The organism is Alteromonas sp. MMG017, from assembly GCF_018100795.1.
In the GTDB taxonomy this organism is placed as follows: domain Bacteria; phylum Pseudomonadota; class Gammaproteobacteria; order Enterobacterales; family Alteromonadaceae; genus Alteromonas.
The window spans coordinates 58,097-81,984 of the sequence record NZ_JAGJDY010000014.1 but is presented as its reverse complement, the minus strand read 5'-3'; the positions used below and the strand labels follow the sequence as shown (position 1 = coordinate 81,984).

At 43.8% G+C, this 23,888-nt stretch carries 19 protein-coding genes; 5 read left to right on the top strand and 14 right to left on the bottom strand.

Annotation, left to right across the window (positions count from 1 at the left end):
- The 13 genes from rpsH to J8L84_RS18380 all read right to left on the bottom strand — a co-directional run bounded on the left by rpsH (window position 1) and on the right by J8L84_RS18380 (window position 15,874).
- Window positions 1-393, bottom strand: a complete 393-nt coding sequence (gene rpsH, locus J8L84_RS18440) for a 30S ribosomal protein S8 (RefSeq protein ID WP_013786224.1) — start codon at window positions 391-393, stop codon at window positions 1-3.
- A 13-nt stretch (window positions 394-406) separates the two neighbouring features.
- Window positions 407-712, bottom strand: a complete 306-nt coding sequence (rpsN, locus tag J8L84_RS18435; protein ID WP_013786225.1) for a 30S ribosomal protein S14 — start codon at window positions 710-712, stop codon at window positions 407-409.
- An 11-nt stretch (window positions 713-723) separates the two neighbouring features.
- Complete coding sequence (gene rplE / locus J8L84_RS18430; protein WP_013786226.1) at window positions 724-1,263, bottom strand: 50S ribosomal protein L5; 540 nt, start codon at window positions 1,261-1,263, stop codon at window positions 724-726.
- Window positions 1,264-1,280: 17 nt separating this feature from the next.
- Window positions 1,281-1,595, bottom strand: a complete 315-nt coding sequence (gene rplX, locus J8L84_RS18425; protein ID WP_013786227.1) for a 50S ribosomal protein L24 — start codon at window positions 1,593-1,595, stop codon at window positions 1,281-1,283.
- A 12-nt stretch (window positions 1,596-1,607) separates the two neighbouring features.
- Window positions 1,608-1,976, bottom strand: a complete 369-nt coding sequence (gene rplN, locus J8L84_RS18420; protein ID WP_013786228.1) for a 50S ribosomal protein L14 — start codon at window positions 1,974-1,976, stop codon at window positions 1,608-1,610.
- Between the two features lie 345 nt (window positions 1,977-2,321).
- Window positions 2,322-4,409, bottom strand: coding sequence for an ATP-binding protein (locus tag J8L84_RS18415; RefSeq protein WP_211071963.1), 2,088 nt, complete (start codon window positions 4,407-4,409; stop codon window positions 2,322-2,324).
- A 143-nt stretch (window positions 4,410-4,552) separates the two neighbouring features.
- Window positions 4,553-5,929: a DUF4397 domain-containing protein gene (locus tag J8L84_RS18410; RefSeq protein WP_211071962.1), complete on the bottom strand. Its 1,377-nt coding sequence runs from the start codon at window positions 5,927-5,929 to the stop codon at window positions 4,553-4,555.
- Window positions 5,930-6,161: 232 nt separating this feature from the next.
- Window positions 6,162-7,850 carry a S8 family serine peptidase gene (locus J8L84_RS18405; RefSeq protein WP_211071961.1) on the bottom strand — a complete coding sequence of 563 codons (1,689 nt, stop codon included), beginning with the start codon at window positions 7,848-7,850 and terminating at the stop codon, window positions 6,162-6,164.
- Window positions 7,851-8,383: 533 nt separating this feature from the next.
- Entirely contained in the window at window positions 8,384-9,121 is a 738-nt protein-coding gene (gene rlmB, locus J8L84_RS18400; protein ID WP_013786232.1) for a 23S rRNA (guanosine(2251)-2'-O)-methyltransferase RlmB, read from the bottom strand.
- The gene (gene rnr / locus J8L84_RS18395; protein ID WP_211071975.1) at window positions 9,121-11,433 is read right to left on the bottom strand and encodes a ribonuclease R; all 2,313 of its coding nucleotides are present in this window, start codon (window positions 11,431-11,433) and stop codon (window positions 9,121-9,123) included. The genes rlmB and rnr overlap by 1 nt, the downstream gene beginning before the upstream one ends.
- Window positions 11,434-11,896: 463 nt before the next feature.
- A complete protein-coding gene (locus J8L84_RS18390) occupies window positions 11,897-14,230 on the bottom strand; it encodes a TonB-dependent receptor (protein WP_211071960.1) in 2,334 nt (777 codons plus the stop codon).
- A gap of 485 nt (window positions 14,231-14,715) precedes the next feature.
- The gene (locus J8L84_RS18385) at window positions 14,716-15,360 is read right to left on the bottom strand and encodes a tetratricopeptide repeat protein (protein ID WP_211071959.1); all 645 of its coding nucleotides are present in this window, start codon (window positions 15,358-15,360) and stop codon (window positions 14,716-14,718) included.
- A gap of 262 nt (window positions 15,361-15,622) precedes the next feature.
- Window positions 15,623-15,874, bottom strand: a complete 252-nt coding sequence (locus J8L84_RS18380; protein WP_126871752.1) for a TIGR02647 family protein — start codon at window positions 15,872-15,874, stop codon at window positions 15,623-15,625.
- 247 nt (window positions 15,875-16,121) lie between these two features.
- Between J8L84_RS18380 and ubiD the strand changes: the two genes are divergently transcribed.
- The 5 genes from ubiD to J8L84_RS18355 all read left to right on the top strand — a co-directional run bounded on the left by ubiD (window position 16,122) and on the right by J8L84_RS18355 (window position 22,513).
- On the top strand, window positions 16,122-17,609 hold the full coding sequence (gene ubiD / locus J8L84_RS18375) for a 4-hydroxy-3-polyprenylbenzoate decarboxylase (RefSeq protein ID WP_211071958.1): 1,488 nt from the start codon (window positions 16,122-16,124) through the stop codon (window positions 17,607-17,609).
- Between the two features lie 23 nt (window positions 17,610-17,632).
- The gene (gene fre / locus J8L84_RS18370; RefSeq protein ID WP_211071957.1) at window positions 17,633-18,328 is read left to right on the top strand and encodes an NAD(P)H-flavin reductase; all 696 of its coding nucleotides are present in this window, start codon (window positions 17,633-17,635) and stop codon (window positions 18,326-18,328) included.
- 245 nt (window positions 18,329-18,573) lie between these two features.
- Window positions 18,574-19,932, top strand: coding sequence for a hypothetical protein (locus J8L84_RS18365; protein WP_211071956.1), 1,359 nt, complete (start codon window positions 18,574-18,576; stop codon window positions 19,930-19,932).
- Window positions 19,933-20,088: 156 nt separating this feature from the next.
- Complete coding sequence (locus J8L84_RS18360; RefSeq protein WP_247670874.1) at window positions 20,089-21,471, top strand: M28 family metallopeptidase; 1,383 nt, start codon at window positions 20,089-20,091, stop codon at window positions 21,469-21,471.
- A 67-nt stretch (window positions 21,472-21,538) separates the two neighbouring features.
- Window positions 21,539-22,513, top strand: a complete 975-nt coding sequence (locus tag J8L84_RS18355) for a transporter substrate-binding domain-containing protein (protein WP_211071954.1) — start codon at window positions 21,539-21,541, stop codon at window positions 22,511-22,513.
- 148 nt (window positions 22,514-22,661) lie between these two features.
- Here the strand turns inward: J8L84_RS18355 and J8L84_RS18350 are convergent, their stop codons facing one another.
- Window positions 22,662-23,690, bottom strand: coding sequence for an energy transducer TonB (locus J8L84_RS18350; protein ID WP_211071953.1), 1,029 nt, complete (start codon window positions 23,688-23,690; stop codon window positions 22,662-22,664).
- Between the last annotated feature and the right edge of the window lie 198 nt (window positions 23,691-23,888).

Here is a 23,888-nt window from a genome sequence, read left to right as displayed (position 1 = left end):
TTATGCTACATAACCGATGATCTCACCGCCCATGCCAGCGTTACGCGCTGCACGGTCAGTCATCACACCTTTAGAAGTCGACACGATCGCGACACCCAATCCACCCATTACTTTAGGAAGCTCATCTTTTTTCTTATAGATTCGCAGACCTGGGCGGCTTACACGCTCAATAGTGTCAATTACTTGCTTGCCTTCGAAGTACTTAAGCGTAACTTCTAAAACAGGCTTAACGTCACCAGATGCAGCGAAGTCAGTAATATAACCTTCAGACTTTAATACTTCACAAATTGCTACGCGAAGTTTAGAAGAAGGCATAACTACAGAAACTTTCTCTGCCATTTGGCCGTTACGGATGCGGGTAAACATATCCGCGATAGGATCTTGCATGCTCATTATCAGCTACTCCTTACCAGCTGGCTTTTTTAAGGCCAGGGACTTCGCCGCGCATCGCTGCTTCACGCAGTTTGATACGGCTAAGACCGAATTTGCGAAGGTAACCATGTGGACGACCAGTTACGCGGCAGCGGTTACGCTGACGTGAAGAACTTGAGTCACGTGGCAGTTGTTGTAGCTTAAGAACAGCGTCCCAACGCTCTTCTTCAGATACGTTAACATCGCTGATAGTCGCTTTAAGTGCGGCACGTTTTTCTGCGTACTTAGCTACTAGCTTAGCGCGCTTTACTTCACGGGCCTTCATTGATTCTTTTGCCATAACCCTACACCCTACTTTTTAAATGGGAAGTTGAACGCGTCCAGCAGAGCACGTGCTTCTTCATTTGAGTCCGCACTGGTAGTGATAGTAATATCCATACCACGAACTTTATCCACTTTATCGAAATCGATTTCAGGGAAAATGATTTGCTCACGCACGCCCATGCTGTAGTTACCACGACCGTCGAATGACTTAGGGTTCAAACCACGGAAGTCGCGAACTCGTGGGATAGCGATTGAAATCAAACGCTCAAGGAATTCCCACATACGCTCGCCGCGTAAGGTTACTTTACAGCCAATCGGATAACCTTCACGGATTTTAAAGCCCGCTACTGATCTTCTAGCAACTGTAACAATCGGCTTCTGACCGGCGATAGCCGCCATGTCAGCTTGAGCATTCTCAAGCACCTTCTTGTCAGCAATTGCTTCACCTAAACCCATGTTTAGAGTGATTTTTTCAATCCGAGGGACTTGCATGACGCTTTTGTACCCGAACTGCTTAGCAAGTTCAGCTACTACTGTTTCTTTATAGAAATCATGCAGTTTCGCCATCGTACTCTCCAATATAATTAAACAAGTTCGCCGTTAGATTTGAAGAAACGTACTTTCTTCTCATCTTCGAAACGGAAACCAACGCGATCTGCTTTGCCCGTTGCCGGGTTAACAATCGCAACATTAGAAACGTGAATAGAAGCTTCTTTCTCAACAATTCCACCAGCTACACCCAATTGAGGGTTTGGCTTAGTGTGCTTCTTGATAAGATTAACACCTTCTATAATTACACGGTTATCAGCAATAAGCACTTTAAGGACTTTGCCTTGTTTGCCTTTGTCTTTACCCGCTAATACGACTACTTCATCATCACGACGAATTTTATTAGCCATTATCGTGACTCCTTATAGTACCTCTGGGGCCAATGAGATGATTTTCATGAAGTTTTCACTTCTCAACTCACGGGTTACCGGTCCAAAGATACGCGTACCAATTGGTTGCTTGTTTGCGTTAAGCAAAACAGCTGCGTTGCCGTCAAAACGAATGGATGAACCATCTGCACGACGAACGCCTTTTCTAGTACGCACCACCACTGCATTCAGTACGTCACCTTTTTTAACTTTACCGCGAGGAATTGCTTCCTTCACAGTAACTTTGATGATGTCACCGATACCTGCATAACGGCGATGCGAGCCACCAAGAACCTTAATACACTGAACCCTGCGAGCGCCGCTGTTGTCTGCAACGTCCAGGTTAGTTTGCATTTGGATCATGTTAGTGCTCCGCTCTATTATGAGACTCTGCCGAGTCGTTATTGCTGCTAAACCCAACAAACATTGTTGAATTTATATACATACCCCCATAAAAAGGGCGCGAAACTATAACAGAAATTTTGAGCTAGAGATAGCGTTAAATTGGATTATTTTTAATCGATGGGGAAATTAAGTAAATCGTTTCTGAAATGCGAGGGGGTCGCATGACACATGACATGAATAGTGCCAGAAACTGATGCGGATTATACGCAAGATTTTACAGTTTGTCTTGTGATTTAATGTACATTCATAACACACCAATAAAAAGCCCCAGCATAGCCGGGGCAGATAACCAAATGTTGGTTATCAAGCAGGATCTTTAAACCTCTCCTGTTTATAAGACAAGTGATAGTTAATACAGTCGCCTAACCGCGAAACGCCTACAGGTTTTGATATAAAGTCATCCATTCCTGCTCGTAAACACTTTTCCTTTTCTCCACTCAGCGCGTTTGCAGTGAGTGCAATGATAGGTATTGTTTCACCTAACTCTCTAATTTCTTTCGTGGCAGTTAACCCATCCATCACCGGCATGTGGCAATCCATGAAGATAAGATCGTATGGCTTTTTCCTTGCTATAGCACTTTTCACCTTTGCGAGGCCTAAAGCACCATTGTTGGCAAGCTCTACCGACACGCCAATTTCTTTTAGTTGCTCTTTAATGACTATCTGATTTATTTCGTTATCTTCAACTACTAATACCCGTGATTCTGACAACACCCTTTTGCAAAGCGGCGTGGCCCTATTGGCCGCGATAGTTTTTTCTTTCAATGCCCCGGCATTTGCACAATCTAAAGTCATGGTCACGATAAATCGCGCGCCTTCTCCAATCGCACTTGATACTTCGACGTTGCCATCATAATGCTCAACAATATTGTTCACTATGGCTAATCCTAAACCTGTGCCGCCAAAACGTCGCTGTGTTGACTCTTCGGCTTGCAGAAAGGGGGAAAAGATAACTTTTTGCTGCTCTTCACTAATCCCAATACCCGTATCCGTTACTATTAACTTAACTCTATAGCGACCCGCACCATATTTTGTACATCGCGTACTAATTTTAATGGAACCTTCTTCGGTGAACTTCACCGCGTTATTGATAAGGTTCATTAGAATCTGGCTTAGCCTTAACGAATCAGCGAGGAACAACGTATCTGAAACAGCCGCCGTTTCGGTGATAAATTCAATTCCCTTTTTATCAGCCAAACGCCTGAACATAGGCACTTGTTGCTCGATTAACTCTTTCAAATTTACTGGCTCAACATCATAGGTCATATGCCCTGAATCGATTTTTGAGAAATCTAAAATATCATTCACTATGTTGAGCAACGATTCTGAGCTGCGCATAGCAACATGGGTATACTCTTTCTGTTTTTCGTTAAGCGATGTACTACAAAGGGTTTCGAGCATGCCTTGTACACCATGAATGGGGGTTCGTATTTCATGGCTCATGTTCGCCAGGAACTCACTACGCGCTTTAAGGGCTTGCTCTGCAATCGCAGTTTTTTGCTTCAACGATTGGGTGGTGTTAAATCGCTCGGTTATATCCCGTGTTGCTCCGATGATTTTTTGGCAAGTTCCATTTTTCATAATGGGATGCGCACGACTTTCTAACCACCGTTTTTCTCCCCCATCGGTAATTACCTCGAACTCATAAGCCCAATCATTACCGGTTATGGCAATTTCTTCCATTTTAGATTCGTATACATTTCGCACTTTTTTGTTAGCCATGAACTTAAGTGCATGGGATGGGGTTATCTCTTGTTTTTCGTTTATTTGTAACATGCGCTTTAGAGATGCAGACCACTTAAGCGAGTTCATCTCTAAATCGAGCTCCCACGTGCCGACGCCCGCCAATTCAGTGATCTGGTTTAACAGCGCATTTTGTTCTTCTAAAGCATTTTTCTGAGATATGATTTCGCTTAACGCTTGTTCACGCGCCACTTCCGCCCCTATCCAATCGGCAAGTAGCAGTAAATAGTCATAATCTAACGCTGTGAATCCGTCGCCCTTCGAGGAAGTAGAAGAGAAGTTTAGTGTGCCATATAAAGCAGCATTCACATGTATAGGGGTAGCTAAGTAGCTTTTTAATGTGTAGAGCGCATAGCAAGGGTGGCTATTGCCTGGCATAACGTCTACGTCGTTGTAGGCCACAATGCCATTTGCATTTACGGTGTCAGCGCAATACGTGTCAGATAGGGGAAATTCAGCGCCATTGACAATTTCATTCAACGGGGAAATGGCTTGCACCACCGTGTATGTGCCATTATGTACATAGCTAACAATGCCGGTTTCAAGGCCTAACACTTCCGTGCCAATTTCTAGCAATCGCCGAACTTTTTCACTGAAGGACAATGCCCCATCGGTGGTAATTTGGTGAAGATCTTTAATTATACTCATGAGGATTTAAGCCCCTCTTATAAAGGCCCTTAAGGCAAAAAAGACCATTACAGAAAAGTAATAGTCTTTTTAAAAGGTAACTTAAACTCTCGGTATTGAAAGCATACCGGCATTAGCAATTAGTATAGTTTTCACATAAGTGATTAATACAAAATGTTAATTTCATAGCCTGTTGCAGTATCTGCTGGCTCTACTGTAACAATATAGTTCTCTTCTTCGTTAAATCCGAACAATGCTGTGCGATCTAATAGAATTTGCTCTTCGTTATCATCTTCGTAAACGGCAATGATTTCGTAGTAATCAGACGGTAATACTTCACTGTCTGTTTCGCCGAATTCAAGGTTTTGAAGATCGTATTCTGCGGTATCGATAGTTTCATCGTTACGCACAAGATAGAAATCCACATCATCAAAGTCTTCAACCAAGTTAATGAAGTTTACAGTTTTATCGTACGCTTGAGGCAGACCACTTTCTACGAATGTAACCGCGCCAAGTGCACCTGCTTTTTCATAGATTAAAATTGCTTTGCTCTCACCTTGGTTCAAGGTGATAAGTTTATTGCTTAGCGTTGTAGCTTCACCAGATGAATCTGTGACCGTTACGCGGTAATCACCGTATCCAATTTCAGTGAATTCAGATAACTCACCCGCATCCAGAGAAAAAGCAACATCTTCTTCATCTGTGTTACCACCAAAGGTCACATCAAGTGCTGTAGTAATATTGGTCGAGTTATATATACGGTATTGAGAATCGGCTTCAACGTCGGTTAATGCAGTCACTGAAGATGAATTCAAGATAGTATCTACAACTAAACCTGATTGAATTGCACCACTTACATCACGCATAGTAAGTAGGTATTCAGTCTCGTAAGCAAAGTCTAGTGTCTGAGATTCAAATATAACTTCTGTGCTACCCGGCTCTGTTAGGTAAATAGTGTACTCATCTTCGTCAAAGTAATCGCTGTCATCATCTGGATCCCAGTAATCAAACTCAATCATTTCAGACGCAGTTACTGTGCCTAAGAAGTTTGCAGCTTCGAATGGGTCGCCTGATTCGGCTAAATAGAAGTCGTAAGAACCTTCATCAATAGTTACAGACAATGCGAATAACCTGAAATGGTCTTCTAGCGTTTCACGGGTATAGCTGTAATCGCTGATAATGGGTGATTCAAAATCGCCACTCATTACGATAAGACGCTTGTCACCGTTTTTAAGGTTTACGGTGTAAGTATCAATAAGCACTTCTTGGTCATCTGAGTCGGTGCGAATGAACTCTAGTTCAATTTCACCGTTGTCCATTGAGTACATCGCGGTAGTATCACCATATTGCGCAGAGCCAAAGCTATCTCCATCGACTTCTCGCATTTCTACATTCGCACCATTTGGTGAAGCATTATAGAATTGTATATAAGCATACGAGTAATCGGAGCTGCTGTCAGAGCCGCCACAAGCAGCTAGCCCTGAAATAGCCACCAGACCGATAGCTACGTTTCGTAACCAAGCCGGAAATTGAAATTGCATATACTGAACGTCCTTACTAAATTCGTGATTGTTTGAAGGGAGTTACACTGCCCAGAAAGGCGTGAACTATACTGCCGTATGGCACTACAAAGCTTGTTATAGTTCACACCTTTACGCTGCCTTTACAAAGCTGACAATTCACGACAAAAGTATTTTGTCTTTTTATACAAAAAAGCCCCTATTACCTCTCATCAGGTAATAGGGGCGAGCATTGTATTTGTGGGCTAACTATCTATTCATACGAATACGATAACGTTACGCCACTGTATGTCGTGTAAGCACGAATTCCAATATGCCACGTGCCTGCAGCAGGTGCTTGGAACGTACACACTTCATTATTACCATTCTCGTAAGGACGGCAGTCAAAGTCATTGGTTTCTGGCTGAGAACCAAACTTCATGTACAAGTCTGCATCACCGCTACCGCCAGATGTTTGCACTGTCATGGTAGTCACGCCTTCAGGAATGGTCCATGTATAGCGATTCCAGTTACTTTGTGATGCAGATAGTCCGGTAAGCTGACCTGATACAGGCTCAACGGTTGGGTCGGTACCTGGATCTGAACCGCCACCGCCGCCGCACCCATTAGTGTTCAGGTAGCTGTAGGCATCCTCAAGTTGCATAAGCCCAAAACCGTACAAGTTATCACGTCCATTTGCGCCCTTATCTTCGGCCGCCGATGTTAATGCATTACGTATCTGCGTATTTGAGCACTGTGGGAAGTAACTCCACACCAAGGCCGCGCCACCTGCAACGTGTGGGGTAGCCATTGACGTTCCACTTAAAGAAGCATAGGTGTCTGTGGGATATGTTGAATAAACGGCACTACCGGGTGCGGCTATTTCAACTTGGTCATTGTACTGACTGTAGCTTGCTCTATTTTCATTTGAATCTACAGCGGCAACCGACATTACTGCATCATAAGAGGCAGGATATGATTTCGCACTCGTACCTGCGTTACCTGCCGCAGCGACGAGTAACAAGCCATCATCGGTAAAGCTTTGCATTGCGTTTTGCTCGGTTGTAGAAGCGCTGCCGCCACCTAAGCTCATGTTTACCACGTTAGCCCCCGCACTTTGACACTGTGAAATGGCATCAATAAGATCAGAGGCGTAGGTCCAATCGCCATTGTCATTGAATATTTTAACAATATGCAGATTCACGCCAGGGTAAACACCAATAACTCCTTCACTATTGTCATAGGCGGCAATAGTGCCAGCAACATGGGTACCATGACCGTTGCCATCGTTATACCAATTCCCCACCGCACTATTATTCGCCTGACCGGTAACACCATCATTGGTGCCAGGTAAATCCGGATGCCCTAGGTTGTACCCTGTGTCGATAACACATACACGGCGAGCGGTAGTATCTGCTTGCGAAAGCTGATTGGCTTGAACCATGGTGTAACCATAAGGAGTAGTTTGCGCCATAGGTGTTCGTTTTACATCTACTTCAATACTTTCTACATTTGCATTGTTACGCAATTTATTAAGCGCACTGCGGCTTAAAGACGCCGCCATCATGCGATGCTTTCCAAGCTCTTTACGAACATCTCCTCCCACCTTTTGTATTTCACTGCGGGCAGATTGCACTTCAAAAGGTCGCTTTACGGTAGACTTAGTGGCTTGAACTAGCTCAGATGAGCCAGATTTACTGCTACTGGCATTGCTAATAACATCTGTCGTTAATGTTTCTTTGAATTTAATAATATACCGCTGTTTTTCTTGTGCAGACTCGCCCTTTAGAACCAGTCGTTTACCGAGTAAAGATTGAAGCGACGCTTTTTTCTCTTCAACTTTGACTGGCGCATTGGTTGTGTTTGTCGCTGTCGTATTTTTCGTTATTGCTGCTGTTGCAGCGTGACTTACCAACCCTACAGATACTGCAAGGGCGATGGCTGATATACTTGTGTGTTTCATATTCACTATTATTTCCTGTTATCTGTCTTGTCGTGTTTCAACGCTTTACAGCGTTTTTGAAACTTCGTTGTTATTAATAGACATTCAGGGCAAACGCTACTTCCTACGAAAGCACTCCATGCTCAAATTCGCAAACGGCCCACATGCCTTTTGTTGTGGCATTCAGTAAAACATCAAATGCGCACCGTTTAACTATTAAACATAGAATCAATGAGTTAAGTATTACGAAATGTTCCTCACGTTCAAAATATATACGTAAGTTGCAGAATGGATTGTGCTTAAGTAATGTTGGAATTTTAGTAAATGCAGGCGTGGCGTGTGGTTCGGGCGTAAAGTCTCAATTTGTAAGCAAATATGAATTAAGTAATTAATAAAGCTTAAATATCAACTAACTAATTTTACTTTCTACTTAGTGTTTTTCAAAAAACGAAAAAGCCGCTAACGAATACGTTAACGGCTTCTGTGTTTTGCGAATAAGTCTGTAGCGAATACTTATATAGTGACGAGTTGCATACCTACTAAATTAAGGCTCGTTAGCCACGTTGTCGCACTATCTCGTACAAGCAAACACCAGTGGCTACCGATACATTCAGGCTACTTACACTACCTGCCATAGGCAACTTCACTAATTCATCGCAGGTTTCTTTCGTTAACCTGCGCATGCCTTTACCTTCAGCGCCCATCACTAATGCAGTTGGGCCATCTAGTTTTATATCGTAAAGGGTTTTGTCGGTTTCACCCGCCGTACCCACAATCCATAAACCTTTGTCTTGTAGGTGCTTTAACGTGCGGGCCAAGTTAGTGACTTGAATAAGTGGAATAACTTCCGCGGCTCCACATGCAACTTTGCGCACGGTGCCATTAAGGCTAGCCGATTTATCTTTTGGTACTACCACCGCATGCACACCAGCACCATCAGCAGTACGCAAACAGGCGCCTAGGTTATGCGGGTCGGTTATACCGTCAAGTACTAACAATAAAGGCTTACTTTCTTTATCTAGAATTCTATCTAGGTCAGCTTCATCCATAACACGAGCGGGCTTCGCTCTGGCTACGACGCCTTGATGCTGTTCGCCGTTAACTTTGTCGTCTAGTGCTTTACGCTGACAAAACTGTACTGATATACCAAAACGACGTGCTTGATTAACAATATTAGTTAAACGCTCATCATTACGGCCTTTTAATACCATCACTTCCATTACACGCTCTGGTTCTTGTTCTAGAACCGACTGCATTGCATGTAAACCATATAACCATTCTTGCTGTGCCATTAACGCTTACCCCCTTTCTTCGAACGCGATGGTGCCCCCTTGCCTTTAGGCGCAGCTTTTTTAGGGCCTCGCTTGGCATTTCTAGGCGGCTTTTTCGCACTGGCTACTTTAACCTTCTTGCCGCCGGGGCCGCGCAGCATAGACTTATCCAGTAATAAATCAATCTTTCTTTCATCTAGGTTAACCGCAGCCACTTTCACTTCTACGGTATCGCCTAGTCTAAATTGACGATGTCCCGACTCACCCGCCAGTATTTGTTTAACTTGGTCGTAGTGATAGAAATCGTCATCAAGTGAAGTAATATGTACTAGGCCGTCAATGTGATATTCAGTTAAGCGAACAAACAAACCAAAGTTGGTTACTGAACTCACTACGCCTTCAAAAGTGTCACCCACGTGGTCAAGCATGAATTCACACTTAAGCCAGTCTGCAACATCACGGGTAGCATCGTCGGCACGACGTTCGGTCATAGAGCATTGTTCGCCTAGCTGTTCAATTTCTTCAACCGTGTAATTCTTTGCACCTGAAACCGTATTTTTGCCTTTTTGCTTGGCAATAATCCCTTTTAATGCGCGGTGAACTACCAAATCAGGGTAACGACGAATAGGCGACGTAAAGTGCGCGTAAGCTTCAAGCGCTAAGCCGAAGTGGCCTAGGTTGTCACCATCATAAATAGCCTGCTTCATTGAACGAAGCAACATGGTTTGAATAAGCTCTTCGTCAGGGCGACCACGGGTTTTTAATACCACGTCGGTGAAATCTGCCGGTAAGGCTTCATCGGTGATCTTGTGCGGCACACCTATTTCAGCTAAGTAGCTGGTGAAGGCTGTAAGCCTATCGGCGTCTGGTTTGTCGTGTACTCGATATAATGTAGGTGCTTCATTTTCCGACAATGTAAGTGCAGCACTCACGTTCGCTAAAATCATGCACTCTTCAATAAGTTTGTGAGCATCGTTACGGATAAGCGGCACGATGTTTTCAATTTTACGCTGTGCGTTAAATACAAACTTACTTTCTTGGGTTTCGAACTCGATAGCACCGCGGTGCTGACGGGCTTTTTTCAATGAACGATATAAATCGTGAAGATGTCGCAAATGCGGCACCTGTGCTTCATATCGTTGATGCAAGTCTTTGTCGCCTTGCAATATTTGCCATACCTTAGTGTACGTTAGGCGAGCGTGTGAATTCATTACGGCTTCATAGAATTGGTAAGTATCTAACTTACCTTGCGCAGTAATGGTCATCTCGCACACCATACACAAGCGATCAACTTCTGGGTTCAGTGAACACAAGCCGTTAGAAAGCACTTCCGGCAGCATAGGTATAACTTGCTCGGGGAAATACACCGAGTTGCCTCGCTGTTGGGCTTCATCATCTAGTGCTGTGCCATTTCGTACGTAGTAACTGACATCGGCAATAGCTACCCACAGTTGCCAACCACCATCGTCTAGCGGTTCACAATATACGGCATCATCAAAATCACGCGCATCTTCACCATCAATGGTTACCAGAGGAAGCTGACGTAAATCGATTCGCCCTTCTTTTGCTTCATCGGGCACTTGTTCGGTAAGGCTTTTAACTTGCTTAGTAACGCCTTTAGGCCATTGATGCGGAATATCAAAGGTGCGAAGCGCCATTTCTATTTCCATACCAGGTGCCATATGTTCACCTAGTACTTCAACAATTTTACCCACTGGGCTCATTTTACGGCGTGGGCGCTGCGTAAGCTCAACCACTACTATTTGCCCCATGCGGGCGCCGTGCACATGTTCAGGTGGGATAACAATTTCATACTGTAAGCGACTGTCATCTGGCACAACCATGCCAAACCCTTGCTCTACAAAGTAGCGGCCAACAATTGGCTCTGAACGAGGTTCTACCACTTGCGTAATAAAGGCTTCTTTACGACCACGGCGGTCAGTACCGCTTACGCGCGCTTCTACAATATCGTCATGCAAAAACAGTTTCATTTGGCCTGCGCTAATGAAAAGGTCACCGCTTTTATCTTCGGGGCGTAAAAAGCCGAAGCCATCTCGGTGGCCAATCACTTTACCGCGGAACAACTCATCTTGATCTTGAAGAATATACTTCTTTTGACGGGTGAACTGCACTTGCCCTTCTCGCTCCATGGCGCGAAGGCGGCGCTGAATGCCTATGCGGGCATCTTCTTCTTCGGCATTCACTGCCGTACATATTTCAAGAAAAGACATAGGTTTGTCTTCTTCTTTCAATAGACTCATCAAAAACTCCCGGCTTGCTACCGGGTTTTCGTACTTTTCTTTCTCGCGCTGATAATGCGGATCATCACTCATAGAGTTGTTCTGTCGCCTCGTTAGTTTATTCATTTTTCAAACACTGTTGCCCATGTTCTACGCATAGCAATTTTAAAGCGTTCGATTTACGCACAGTATAACAGCAATCTGCACAAAACATTACGTTATAAAACTGCTATGCCAGTGTCATACACTTTAGATATATCTTTAGTTCTCAATCACTAAAAAAAATCTATTACAGACATACATTATGGACAGATGTGCTTTTATCAAATTAAGTTAAATCGCCGAAGCCAGTGTTGCCATTGCAACAAGTTGAGCAGGCCATGTTTCCACCAGAAATCCACACCTGCCAGCATAGTAAGTAGCCATGAGTGTGTAATTGAAAGCTGATTTGAGGCAGATAAATAATTAGCGTTGTTATTTACCATGACTCATAAAACAAAAATCCCGTTATCGCCAAAAGCGAAACGGGATTTTTTTAACGCTAAAAATATCGATCTTAGTAGCTATAATAGAAGCGAACACCTGCAATGCGCGGCATACCGCGAACATAGGTAGGAATACCTAAACCACCACCCGTATTACCTGCGTCAATCACATACTCTTTATCGAAGGCATTTTCTAAATACACTTCATACGCAAAGCTGCTCGCTTCTTGCGAAAGTTGTATAGATATATCTGTCAATGAATGAGTATCTTGCGACAAACCAGGGTAGTTGCTGCTCTCAAAGAATACTTCAGACTGGAAGCTCGTTAGCCAATTCACATTTACTAACCAGTTCTGAACTTCAAATTCCTTGTTGATGTTTATCGCACCGCTCACCTCTGGGGCTAAGCGGAATTTATTGCCAGCATACTGGAATGGGCTTCCATCGGCCGTTTCATCAGCAAACTCTGCGTCTAAGAAACCAATACTACCGGTTATCGATAAAGTATCGCTGTAGTGATAGGTACCCATGCCTTCAATGCCCGACATAGTTGAATCGCCAACCGTTACGGTAATGGATTGAAGGGTTTCAGGGTCAGTATAAGACTGTTGGTAATCGCTATATTCATAAGTAAACACCGCACCCGAGAAGGTGAAGTTGTTGCTTTGATATTTAACACCTAAATCGTAGCTATCGACAATTTCAGCTTTAGTGGTAGATACACCAGAGAAATCAGCATTAACCACAGGTGAGCGACGGCCGCGGGCGTAGTTGGCGTAAAAATTCCAACTATCGTTCATGTCGTAGCTAACGGCAAAACGAGGTAGCGTATCGTCAAAGTCGCCTTCTGCTTCAAAAGTAAATGTGCCTTCTGGCAGCGTATAAGTATTTTTTGTAAAACGTGATTCATCAATATAACGCACACCAGCGGTGACGTTAATATTATCTGTTACAAAGTAAGAAACCTCAGCCACGTAAGACGTAATGTCTAACTCTGCTTCAAAGATGTACGGGCCCTGAATTAAAGTAGAGGGAAAGTCCGCGTTAGAAATGGGTGTGCCGTCGGCGTTAAATAATGAAGACACTAGCATGGCTCGCAGAGCTTCAATTTCTTCTAAAGAGGCGTCAGTAGCAATATTTTGATTTAACGGAATATTGGAAGAGGCTTCTAATTGCGCTTTTACCGCATCGAACGTACCACGTATGAACGGGTCTACCATGACGTAATATGGAAGTATGGAATCATCTTGGCTAACTGAGGCGCCTACGAAAGCAACCAATTTATCACCCGCGTCATACACCAAGCGCATTGAGCCACCGCTTAGCGTTGCATCATTATCAAAGTAAGCATCTTGAATTCTAAGCGCGGTACCGTCGGCATCAAACCCTTCACTCACTTCTACATCTTTGTAATACGCATCACCGTGGAACATTAGGCTGTTGCTGATATCGTAATCAAGTGAAATATCGTAGGCCTGCAGCGTACGTTCAATACCTAACTCGCTTCCCATACTGAACTCAGCAGCCGTAAAAGGGCTAGTGTCGCCGCCATTAGGCGCAATCGAGCCTGACTTAAACGCAATACCTGGTTGGTCGTTGTATTCCATGGAAGCACGAGCGATTACTTCAAAGTTGTCGTAACTGGCTTTCCATGTACCACGCAGTGCTTGCACTGAAATGCCTTGTAAGTCTTCGCTATTACAGGGCACTGCATTGCCTAAATGATCAATCATGTCGGCATTGCCATAGTAACTGTCTTCAGAACAGGCATTGTTTTCTATAATACCGTCCATCTCGCGGTATAGACCGGCAATACGCACGCTATGATTGTCATTAATAGGTGTATTGAACATGAACTCAGCTTCTTTGCCTGACTCAGTGTCATAACCCAACTGAACCCTTGCCTCTTTTTCATTGGTAGGCAAGTGAGAGTGAATACTGATTGCGCCGTTTGCCGCGGCAACACCGAATAATGTGGGCTGAGGGCCTTTTAATACTTCAACGCGACCGATATCATAGAGCGCTACACTCGATACGGTTTTCTTACTAATATCGAAGCCATCTTGATAGACAGAAATACGTGGCGTGGCTGAAACCGAAGAGCCATCGTCGGTAACACCACGAATATTAAATGAAGGCAAGCTTACTGCTTGTTCCTGAATTTGAACGTTTGGTAAAACGCGAGACAACTCATCAAGTTCCATAATGTTAGTGCGCTCTAAAAAGTCGCCTGAAATAACATCCATGGTGACTGGAACATCCATAATTGACTGCTCACGCATTTGCGCAGTAACGGTAATTTCTTCAATGTAATCTTTTTCATCTGCTGGTGAGTCTGTGTTAGCAAACGTTGGAGCGGCCAATGCGCTGAAAATAGCGGTGGCTAGTAGCGTTTTTGAAAACATGTGTCTGTCCCTTAATTTACTTCAATTAGCGTTTTGTTAGTGTGTTGTGTGCGTGTTCATATGCTTTTTTCATATTGAGTTGCAGTAATCGTCAGCGCGCTGCAAAGCAGAAGAATCTAGCCCTGAAATAAGACGAAATGATGAAGCATGGGTGACAGATAAGAGGCAGTTTTATGACAACATGTTTCAAAAACCAATAATTATCATACACGTATAGAAATACACAATTAACGTATTGAGTTGCAGTAAGGTGCTATTTATCACCTGCTGGCGGGTGTTTTTTGAAGTCGTTATCTATGGCAGTCATTGTTTGCTGAGGTGCTAGCTTACTGAGGCGTTAGTATACTGAGGTGCTAATTTATTGCTGTCGTAGTTTAATCGAGGTGTGTTGCGGTGGGGAAAGTTTTGCAAGCGCGCTGTAAGATTGAGCGAACGAAGTAGCAGTAATCGCTAAGCTATGGAGCTAGCCTGTCTTATGTATGAAACTAGCTGTCTAATGGGCGTTTCGCTGCGCGTACTGCTTTAGGGTGCATTAGCTTTTCAAGCTTGGTTAAGTAACTGGCTATTTTTTGATGTTGCGCTTTGTCGTTAGTGACTGAGTTATGTAACCAATGGTAGGCATCTTGATAGTCGTAAGGGCTGCCGTACCCATCAAGGAATAGCTCAACTAACTGCAATTGCGCCTTTAAACTTTTAAGCGCCGCGGCTTCTCGTAAATACACCACCGCCCTTTCTTTGTTCTCTTGCACTAATGTACCGTTCGCATAGTAACGGCCCAACTGTTCCAACGCAGCTGGAAAACCTTGGTTCGCCGCATCTTCAATATGGGTCATGCCCCTAGCCGGTTCAGCATCTACGCATACCCCCCACGCTAACATGTCGCCCCATAAAAACTGGTAGGCAGGCACTTTCAATATATCGGCACGAGCTTCTATGTCTTGTACCAGCTGACAACGGTCGGCCACCACTTTATCTAAATGGGTATTGGCGTTAATCATATCGATAAGCGCATTTTGATCGTACAACTGTACCGCACGAATTTCATCAATGGTTTCCCCTTCAGCCAACACCGCGGCGCTGAAAAGTGCAGAAAGCAATAAACAAATTGTGGGCAGTGAATACAGTTTCATATCAATGGCTTCTTTATTTAGACGTTAATGTCTGAAAGTTATGCTTTAAGTTAATGTCTAAAATTAATATATAAAAATCGTGCTTCTAAAGCGTTTAGGTATAAAGGCAGGAAAACAAATAAAGGTATCTATATGACGATATTTGCCTCTAAGCCTTTTTGGCTATGTTTAATTATCGGCCATTATCACGAATACTTAATGGGTATTTAGCGGGGCTTATTTAGCTAGGCTCAATAACAGCCCCGCTGCAGGCGCGTATTCGTTAGTGACTACTTTTCCGATTACACAGCGCTGATTGTAGATGACGGGAATGATCAGCCAAATCTATTCCTAAATCGGTAAGGTAACCGCCATCGGGCTGAGTAATCAGACCTTTTGTATAAAGTCTTGATGCGGCATTCACCATTGACTGGCTAGCATCGTGATGAATCTTTAGGCCTTGTAATAAACTGTCTGTAGGAAACTTAACTAATAAGTTAAGTTCGTCGAGCATGTCCTGGTCAAATATTGTCATACACTCACCTTAGGCAAAAAAGGGTATTATTGTTATTCACTCTTTTGTATAGACAGTTCAACTACTTGAAGTTCAACCGCACTAACGCTATCAGACTACCATTTACGTAGGGTGTCCAGATTATTTTATCAACATACGCCGCTAAAACCTGATAAGCCACCCTTTTAGCCCACTGAACTGATCGGACTTTGTGTCGAAATAGTATATTCTTGTTCCTAACTTTAGTCTGCGGATACCCCCTGTTCAAATGAAGTACAAAGATTTACGTGACTTTATTCACCAGTTGGAAGCCAAAGGTGAATTGGTTCGCATAAGCCAGCCAATCGATACCGATTTAGAAATGACAGAAATAGCCGACCGTACACTACGTGCCGGTGGCCCTGCGCTATTATTTGAAAACCCTAAAAACCATAGCATGCCGGTATTAGCTAACTTATTTGGCACACCAGAACGTGTGGCGATGGGAATGGGGCAAGAGTCGGTTGCGGCACTTCGAGAAGTGGGCGAATTGCTGGCCTATTTAAAAGAACCTGAACCGCCAAAAGGGCTAAAGGATTTGTGGCAGAAATTGCCTGTTTTTAAACAGGTACTGAATATGCCAGCCAAGGTCGTTAAAAAAGCGCCTTGCCAAGAAATCGTGCTAACCGGTGATGATGTCGATTTAGGTAAACTGCCTATTCAGCGTTGTTGGCCAGGTGATGCTGCGCCACTTATTACGTGGGGATTAAGCGTTACCAAAGGCCCGCACAAAAACCGCCAGAACCTAGGTATTTATCGCCAGCAGGTTATCGGTAAGAACAAGCTTATTATGCGCTGGTTATCTCACCGCGGTGGCGCCCTCGATTTTCGTGAGTGGTGCCAAACTCACCCAGGTAAACCGTACCCGGTAAGCGTTGCGCTAGGTGCCGACCCGGCAACCATTTTAGGTGCCGTTACGCCTGTTCCAGATACCCTTTCCGAATATGCCTTTGCAGGGTTGTTACGAGGCGATAAAACCGAAGTGGTTAAATCGATAAGTAACGATCTACAAGTGCCCGCGAGTGCTGAAATTGTATTGGAAGGCTATATTGCGCAAGACGAAGTTGCACCTGAAGGGCCTTATGGCGACCATACCGGTTACTACAATGAAGTAGATGACTTCCCAGTGTTTACGGTAACCCATATTACTCACCGTAAAGATCCCATTTATCATTCTACTTATACCGGTCGCCCGCCTGACGAGCCGGCTATTTTAGGGGTAGCATTAAACGAAGTTTTCGTGCCTATTTTGCAAAAGCAGTTTCCAGAAATTGTAGACTTTTACCTACCGCCAGAAGGGTGTTCTTACCGCATGGCTGTAGTTACAATGAAAAAGCAATATCCCGGTCATGCCAAACGCGTAATGATGGGTGTATGGTCGTTTTTACGACAGTTCATGTACACCAAGTTTGTGATAGTGTGCGATGACGACGTAAACGCCCGCGACTGGAACGATGTGATTTGGGCTATTACCACACGTATGGATCCAGCTCGCGATACGGTTATGATTGAAAATACCCCTATCGACTATTTGGATTTTGCTTCGCCAGTATCTGGCCTAGGATCGAAGATGGGGATGGATGCCACCAATAAAATGCCCGGCGAAACCGACCGTGAATGGGGCGAGCCCATTGTGATGGACGAAGACGTGAAAAAACGGGTGGATGATATCTGGGATGAACTTGGTATCATGGATTTACCAACGGCGAAACGCTAACAGCAAACGTAAGAAGAGATTACATGTCACAGATTAAATGTAAGGTTGCCAGCATCACGCCGTTAACCGACGTAGTATACAAAATTGAATTAACGCCTCCCGCGCCCGTTACCTTCCAAGCAGGTCAGTATGCGCTTATTGATATGGGCGAAAAAGACAAGCGCCCCTTTTCTATCGCCAATGCCGCTTTTGATAGTTCTCGCATTGAACTTCACATTGGCGCAGAGCCTGGCAACACCTTTGCCGGTGAAGTATTGAGTCGTATGAAAGAGGAAGGCGAAATTAGCCTTAGCGCAAATAACGGTGAAGCCTTTTTGCAATCAAATGGCTTGCCGATGGTATTAATCGCTGGAGGCACAGGCTTTTCCTACACCTATTCTATATTACAGCAGCACCTGCACAGTGGCGATAAAACGCCTATTACTCTTTATTGGGGTGGCCGTCATGCCGGTGATTTATATTTATCAGAAGCGTTAGATGCACTCGCGGCCAAGCACGATAACTTTACGTTTGTTCCTGTGGTTGAATTTGCCGAAGACGACTGGAAAGGTAGAACAGGATGGGTTCACCATGCTGTATTGGCCGACCATACGGATTTCGAACACATGCAAGTGTATGTCGCTGGACGTTTTGAAATGGCCAAGACTGTGCGTGAAGACTTTACCGTTAGCGGCCTAAAAGTAGAAAACCTATTTGGCGATGCCTTCGCGTTTATCTAAATAAACGTACATGTTGTTACATTTAAAAATGGTGATTCTACTTCTAAATAGCTAGAGTGTTAATTCTTCAAATAACAAAGTGTTGAGAGCCTCCCCAATGGCTGCTTTGTTATTATTGGTAATCTTAAGGGCGGGATAGCCCTTTTGGCCTAGCAGGAAGCATTGGCGCTTTAGTTATTTGAGTTACTTGCGTTTTTTGCCTTTGCTTTTGCTTGCGCCTTTCTTGACGTATGTAGGAGTAAACCATGCTTAACACCAAAAATATTCTTGTTACTTCAATAGCCCTGGGTTTAATTGGCTGCGGTGGCAGCGATAGCACCCCTGACACTCAAACGCCTCCATCTGGCGGCTCTGGTGGCGGAAACTCATCATTTGAATATATTGTTAACGCATCTTACACATCGAAGTGCGGCACTATTACTCCCCAACCTGAAGCTGTTATCGTACGGCATGATGCATCAGGCGACGCTGTAGAAGTCTATGAAGCCGATGAAAATGGCGATATTGCGATAGACTATGGTGATGTAGCCACTTTCAGCTCAATTACTTTCTCAATCGGCGACAGTGGTCGCTTTCCTGAAGTAAAAACCTACGTGTCGGTTACCGCCGATAAAATTCTTAATATGACCTCCTTTCCAGGTGCCGAAGATAATGTGACTGAATGTGAATGCGAGAGTGTCACTTTTGATATCAGTGAATTTACGGTATCAGATAATGTAAGTGTGCGTGCGTCTGCGGCTAATAGCAATGAGCAAACGTATTCTTATGGCATTGACGAAGTAGCTGAAGCCGAAGTATGTAGAGCGGTTAATGGCGAATGGCCTAGTTTAGCATTGGTTATTTCAACTCCCCATAACGGCCAGCCGTACCAAGACATAGAGGTGTACAGTACCCAGCTATCAGACTACGACTTTGATAGTACCCATATTATTTCACTATCAGATGCACACCTTAATTCGAACGTTCCCTACTTAGTCACCAATACACCTGTATTTACCGAAAGCGATTACCGCGTATCAAGTTCTAGCCAGATTGAAGATTTGCACTCTTTTAATTTTTATACAGGCGCTGACTCACTCGCCTTTTTACCGCAAAGTTTACCTATTTACAGCGAAAGCGAAAACTTGGAAACCTATCTTACATTTCAAGAAACAACCTATGATGAGATACTTTTTGATGACATAGAAGGTTTCGTTTGGATGGACATGGTGTCTGGGGTTTCGGTTGATTCAGATTATTCAGGCGTCGTCGATTTTACCGTGATGGAACCAACCCCATTCCTTGAAGCCGCTCAAGATATGCTTTCAGGCGACGATTATGATTTCTCAAATACCGGAGCCGACAATATTTACTTTTATTTCGCCTCATATGAAGAGTTCACTTTCAGTTTAACCACTCCCGCTCAAGGTTCAATGAGCATTCTTGAAACGCTGAATTTTGATGATGTTGTTTTACCTTTCGAACTAGATTTAGACGTAACACAGGAAATAGAGAATGGCTTCCTGTATCTGCGAGCAGAGGACGTACTAGATACAACAGATTATCTTGAGTCTTTATCTGATTGGAGTAATTCTTCATTTGGTGCACTTTATATAGCCAGATAGTTAGCAACTTACTTTCACCTTTGCAAATAGCCTCTTTTTTGAAGAGGCTATTCTTAATACACCTTTTAATTCGACCATTAACTTCTCCACACGTTAACCCCATTTGTTGCTTTCTCTCGTATCCAGTATGGTGGTAAAAAAGATATGGAGAAAACAATGATAAAAAGCATTCCTACATTCGTAAAAATTTCAGCGTTAGCTGCACTCCCTCTTACATTTGCATTTAACGCGCAGGCGCAAAGTGCGCAGCAACAATCCTTGTATAACATTGCCGAAGACATTTCCCCAAAACGAATTGAAAACGATATCACCACACTGGTGAATTTTGGTACGCGACATACCTTATCTGAAACCAAATCAGATACCCGCGGCATTGGGGCAGCAAGGCGCTGGATTAAGGCTGAGTTTGAAAAAATATCAGCTGAGTGTGGCGGTTGCTTAGAAGTATACTTTCAGTCTGAAATCATTAGCGGGGAAAAGCGCATTCCTGACCCTGTCGACGTGGTAAGCGTTATTGCTATTCAACGTGGCAGTACCGATCCAGAACGCTACGTCATGATGTCGGGTGATATCGATTCTCGCGTATCTGATGTGATGGACTTTACATCAGACTCACCTGGCGCAAACGACAATGCGTCTGGGGTAGCTGGTACACTGGAAGCCGCACGCATATTATCGAAATATACATTTAACGGCAGCATTGTGTACGCCGCGCTAGCAGGGGAAGAACAAGGCTTGTTTGGTGGGCGTATTATGGCAAACCAAGCACAAAAAGACGGCTGGCGATTAAAAGCCGTATTGAACAATGACATGATTGGCAACATTGAAGGCGTTAACGGCGTTATCAACAATACTACGGCTCGTATATTTGCAGAAGGCACGCGAGTAACCGAAACCCCAGATGAAGCACGCACCCGCCGCTTCACCGGTGGCGAAGTAGATTCACCAAGCAGAAACTTAGCAAGATACATCGATAACATTGCCGACCAATACATCGAGAATCTAGACACCATGGTTATTTATCGACTAGATCGATTTGGTCGTGGTGGACATCATCGCCCTTTCAACGATTTAGGTTTTCCTGGTATTCGTATTATGGAAACCAATGAAAACTACACCCGTCAGCACCAAGACCTTAGAGTAGAAGACGGTATCAAATATGGCGATACCTTAGATGGTGTGAATTTTGACTACGCAGCCAAGCTTACTGGCTTAAACGCAGTATCGCTAGCGGCTATGGCTTGGGCACCGAACCCGCCTGCTAAGGTCACCATTAAAGGCGCCGTTCAGCCCTCTACTACACTAATGTGGGAAGCGGCAGATTCAGCACAAAATCCACAGCTGGCAGGCTACAAAGTTTACTGGCGTCATACCGATGCACCGCAGTGGGAATTCAGTAAGTTTGTTGGTAAGGTGAACGAAGCCACGTTGAAAAACGTAGTGATTGATAACTACTTTTTCGGGGTGGCCAGCGTGAACAACGATGGTATTGAAAGCCCAGTTGTATTCCCAGGCGCTGCAGGCAGTTTTGGCCAGTAACGGCTATACTTGCTAAAGAGTAATAGCGCCAATAGATAATAATAACGTTGTTTAGGAGATGTCGCCCGTGTTGGTGAGAGTCATCGCTTTATTAAGTTTTATCATTGTTGTGGCGCCGTTAAAGGCAAATAGTGTCACACTTGCCGCAGCACCATTTGAAACTTACGTAAGCGATGAGGGCGAACCTTCAAGACTGACGTCTATCGTTGAAGCGGCGTTCTCGCGAATGCAAACCGACCTAGAGCTTCAAGTTATGCGCGACGCCTTCTTAGGTAGCGCGGTTCGCTCTGGTAAGGTGGATGGCGAGTTCGCGTATATAGACTTAGGCGAAAGAAAAAACGCCATTACCCTATCTGCCCCCTATTTGCCCATATACCTATATGCCACTGGCAAAAAATATGATGTTGAAGAAATAATGCTAATACCGCATTTAAAAGACAGTCGCGTGGCAATAGAAAACCGTTTTGCGAATACTCCAGAATTTCGTTTACTAAAAGAAGTGAAATGGTCTCGCAACCCCAGTACATTCGACGCTTTTAAGCAGCTAGCCGACGATAGAGCCCCGTATTTAATTACTACCCGATTACTTATTGAAGAATTTAACTTGCTGCTTGAAAAAGACGGCGAAGAACTTTTACACGTGTCTTCAGCAGCATTAATGAACGCAGGTTTTTCATTGGCGCTTGGCGACAATACACCGAATGCTAAGGCCACTATTGACGCGTTTGAACAAACGATTCAAGTTATGCAGCAGGACGGCAGTTACAATAGAATTCTAGGGCTACCGTGGCTTTCCAAAGATATAAATAACGATGGTATCGCTGACTATATTGGTGAAACTAGCGTGAGCCTTGTGGCAGCAGATACACCTATTGCCTACCCATTAGATAAAGCATTACCTGGCGATAACAGTGTTTACGTCATTGATGGCATCACGTATGAGTCTAAAGCTGATGCAATGGCTATGCTTAATGGCGTAAAAAGCCAGCGAGAAAGCCTACTCGACCCTGATGTTTATAAAACCATGATTAGACGTTGGTAGCTCTTTCGCTGCTCTATTTAGCCGCTCTCATTAGCCGCTCTCATTAGCCGCTTTCATTAGCCGCTTTGACAGCGCCTTGTACTCGCACTTGAGAAGAGCGGCATTGTAATCAATCGATGTGCGTATCAGCGCTCGCTTTCGTGATTATTCAACTCGTAATTTCAAGAATATCAAATGTTGCGCCCGCATCCCCTCTGATTAACAAAATACAATTAGAAGTTTGCGCCGGAAAATCTATTTGGTTCTCCCAACCTTCTACATATTTTTGTTGATAGTCGTTACATCTAAGTTCCACTGAATCAACACTCCCTTGAGAAACGTCAACTTTGAATGTTGAGAACTCATAAGCTTGAGACCACGCGCCTAAACTACTGAGCTGACCTTTAGTAACATTTGATGATTCAGTCGCCTTAGAAGCCTTAAGCGCGTCGGCAAATTGTTGATGGGTTTGTTGAGATAAATTGAGGCCATCAACACTTCCCATACGCGCAAGGGTTTCAGAGGCACCATTGAAATTACCGTAGTAAAGCTGTGACTGAAAAAGGTTCACCGTAGATTTAGCCAATATTGCGACAGGTAGGTATTCGTATAAATCTACCGTAATTTGAGATTGGCGCATATATTCTAAAAAATCTTCATTCTTATAATAATAGATAGATTTTAACCACGCAGCTAAAGCATGCTCATTTAAATTCTTAGTATGATCTTCTACCAATTCGTCTATGGATGCTTTTATGCTGGTCATATTCGCGGAAGGGCTAGTAAGTGCGTCTATTATAGCTTGGTATTCTTTTGCAAAGGCAGGCGTGACACTACCTTCGCTATGACCAGCCTGTGAGTAAGTGTGTTTAACAAACAAGGTTTGAGCACTGGTTACCGGTTTTTCATTAATTAATGCGGGGGAATATTGTAGGTTTTGAACTAGTTTAGTGCTTTTTTTCACATACCTGTCTTTACCTGAATAATCAAAAACAACGATATCTTTCGTTGTTCCGTCTGTATCTATTATGAATGAAACTCTTGTCCAACCTTCCATACCACCGCGAGAAGTGAAGGCATCCTCCATTGTATTAGCATTTTTTATTAATTTGGCGGCTTTAACTTTTTTGCTGCTGCCAAAAGAGGAAGCGCTTACCATTATCAATGACACGCATAATAACGCAGAAAATACCTTCAAAATTTATCCCTAATTTTTAGCGAGGAAGAGCCATAAGCCTCAACATCGCATTTCCTATTTAACTCTAGGTTATTTATAGCATCTATATTTTACACTTAACAACTTATCGAAACGTAAAGTTTAGACTGAATTCATTCTTAATTTTACGATTGCTAGAATAGTGTTGCCAGTTAGTTTGCGTTGCATCTTTCGCGGTAA

Bases quoted from the DNA above. Each gene is read 5' to 3' on its own strand.
- rpsH (WP_013786224.1), bottom strand. From the start codon at position 393: ATGAGCATGCAAGATCCTATCGCGGATATGTTTACCCGCATCCGTAAC.
- rpsN (WP_013786225.1), bottom strand. From the start codon at position 712: ATGGCAAAAGAATCAATGAAGGCCCGTGAAGTAAAGCGCGCTAAGCTA.
- rplE (WP_013786226.1), bottom strand. From the start codon at position 1,263: ATGGCGAAACTGCATGATTTCTATAAAGAAACAGTAGTAGCTGAACTT.
- rplX (WP_013786227.1), bottom strand. From the start codon at position 1,595: ATGGCTAATAAAATTCGTCGTGATGATGAAGTAGTCGTATTAGCGGGT.
- rplN (WP_013786228.1), bottom strand. From the start codon at position 1,976: ATGATCCAAATGCAAACTAACCTGGACGTTGCAGACAACAGCGGCGCT.
- J8L84_RS18415 (WP_211071963.1), bottom strand. From the start codon at position 4,409: ATGAGTATAATTAAAGATCTTCACCAAATTACCACCGATGGGGCATTG.
- J8L84_RS18410 (WP_211071962.1), bottom strand. From the start codon at position 5,929: ATGCAATTTCAATTTCCGGCTTGGTTACGAAACGTAGCTATCGGTCTG.
- J8L84_RS18405 (WP_211071961.1), bottom strand. From the start codon at position 7,850: ATGAAACACACAAGTATATCAGCCATCGCCCTTGCAGTATCTGTAGGG.
- rlmB (WP_013786232.1), bottom strand. From the start codon at position 9,121: ATGGCACAGCAAGAATGGTTATATGGTTTACATGCAATGCAGTCGGTT.
- rnr (WP_211071975.1), bottom strand. From the start codon at position 11,433: ATGAGTGATGATCCGCATTATCAGCGCGAGAAAGAAAAGTACGAAAAC.
- J8L84_RS18390 (WP_211071960.1), bottom strand. From the start codon at position 14,230: ATGTTTTCAAAAACGCTACTAGCCACCGCTATTTTCAGCGCATTGGCC.
- J8L84_RS18385 (WP_211071959.1), bottom strand. From the start codon at position 15,360: ATGAAACTGTATTCACTGCCCACAATTTGTTTATTGCTTTCTGCACTT.
- J8L84_RS18380 (WP_126871752.1), bottom strand. From the start codon at position 15,874: ATGACAATATTTGACCAGGACATGCTCGACGAACTTAACTTATTAGTT.
- ubiD (WP_211071958.1), top strand. From the start codon at position 16,122: ATGAAGTACAAAGATTTACGTGACTTTATTCACCAGTTGGAAGCCAAA.
- fre (WP_211071957.1), top strand. From the start codon at position 17,633: ATGTCACAGATTAAATGTAAGGTTGCCAGCATCACGCCGTTAACCGAC.
- J8L84_RS18365 (WP_211071956.1), top strand. From the start codon at position 18,574: ATGCTTAACACCAAAAATATTCTTGTTACTTCAATAGCCCTGGGTTTA.
- J8L84_RS18360 (WP_247670874.1), top strand. From the start codon at position 20,089: ATGATAAAAAGCATTCCTACATTCGTAAAAATTTCAGCGTTAGCTGCA.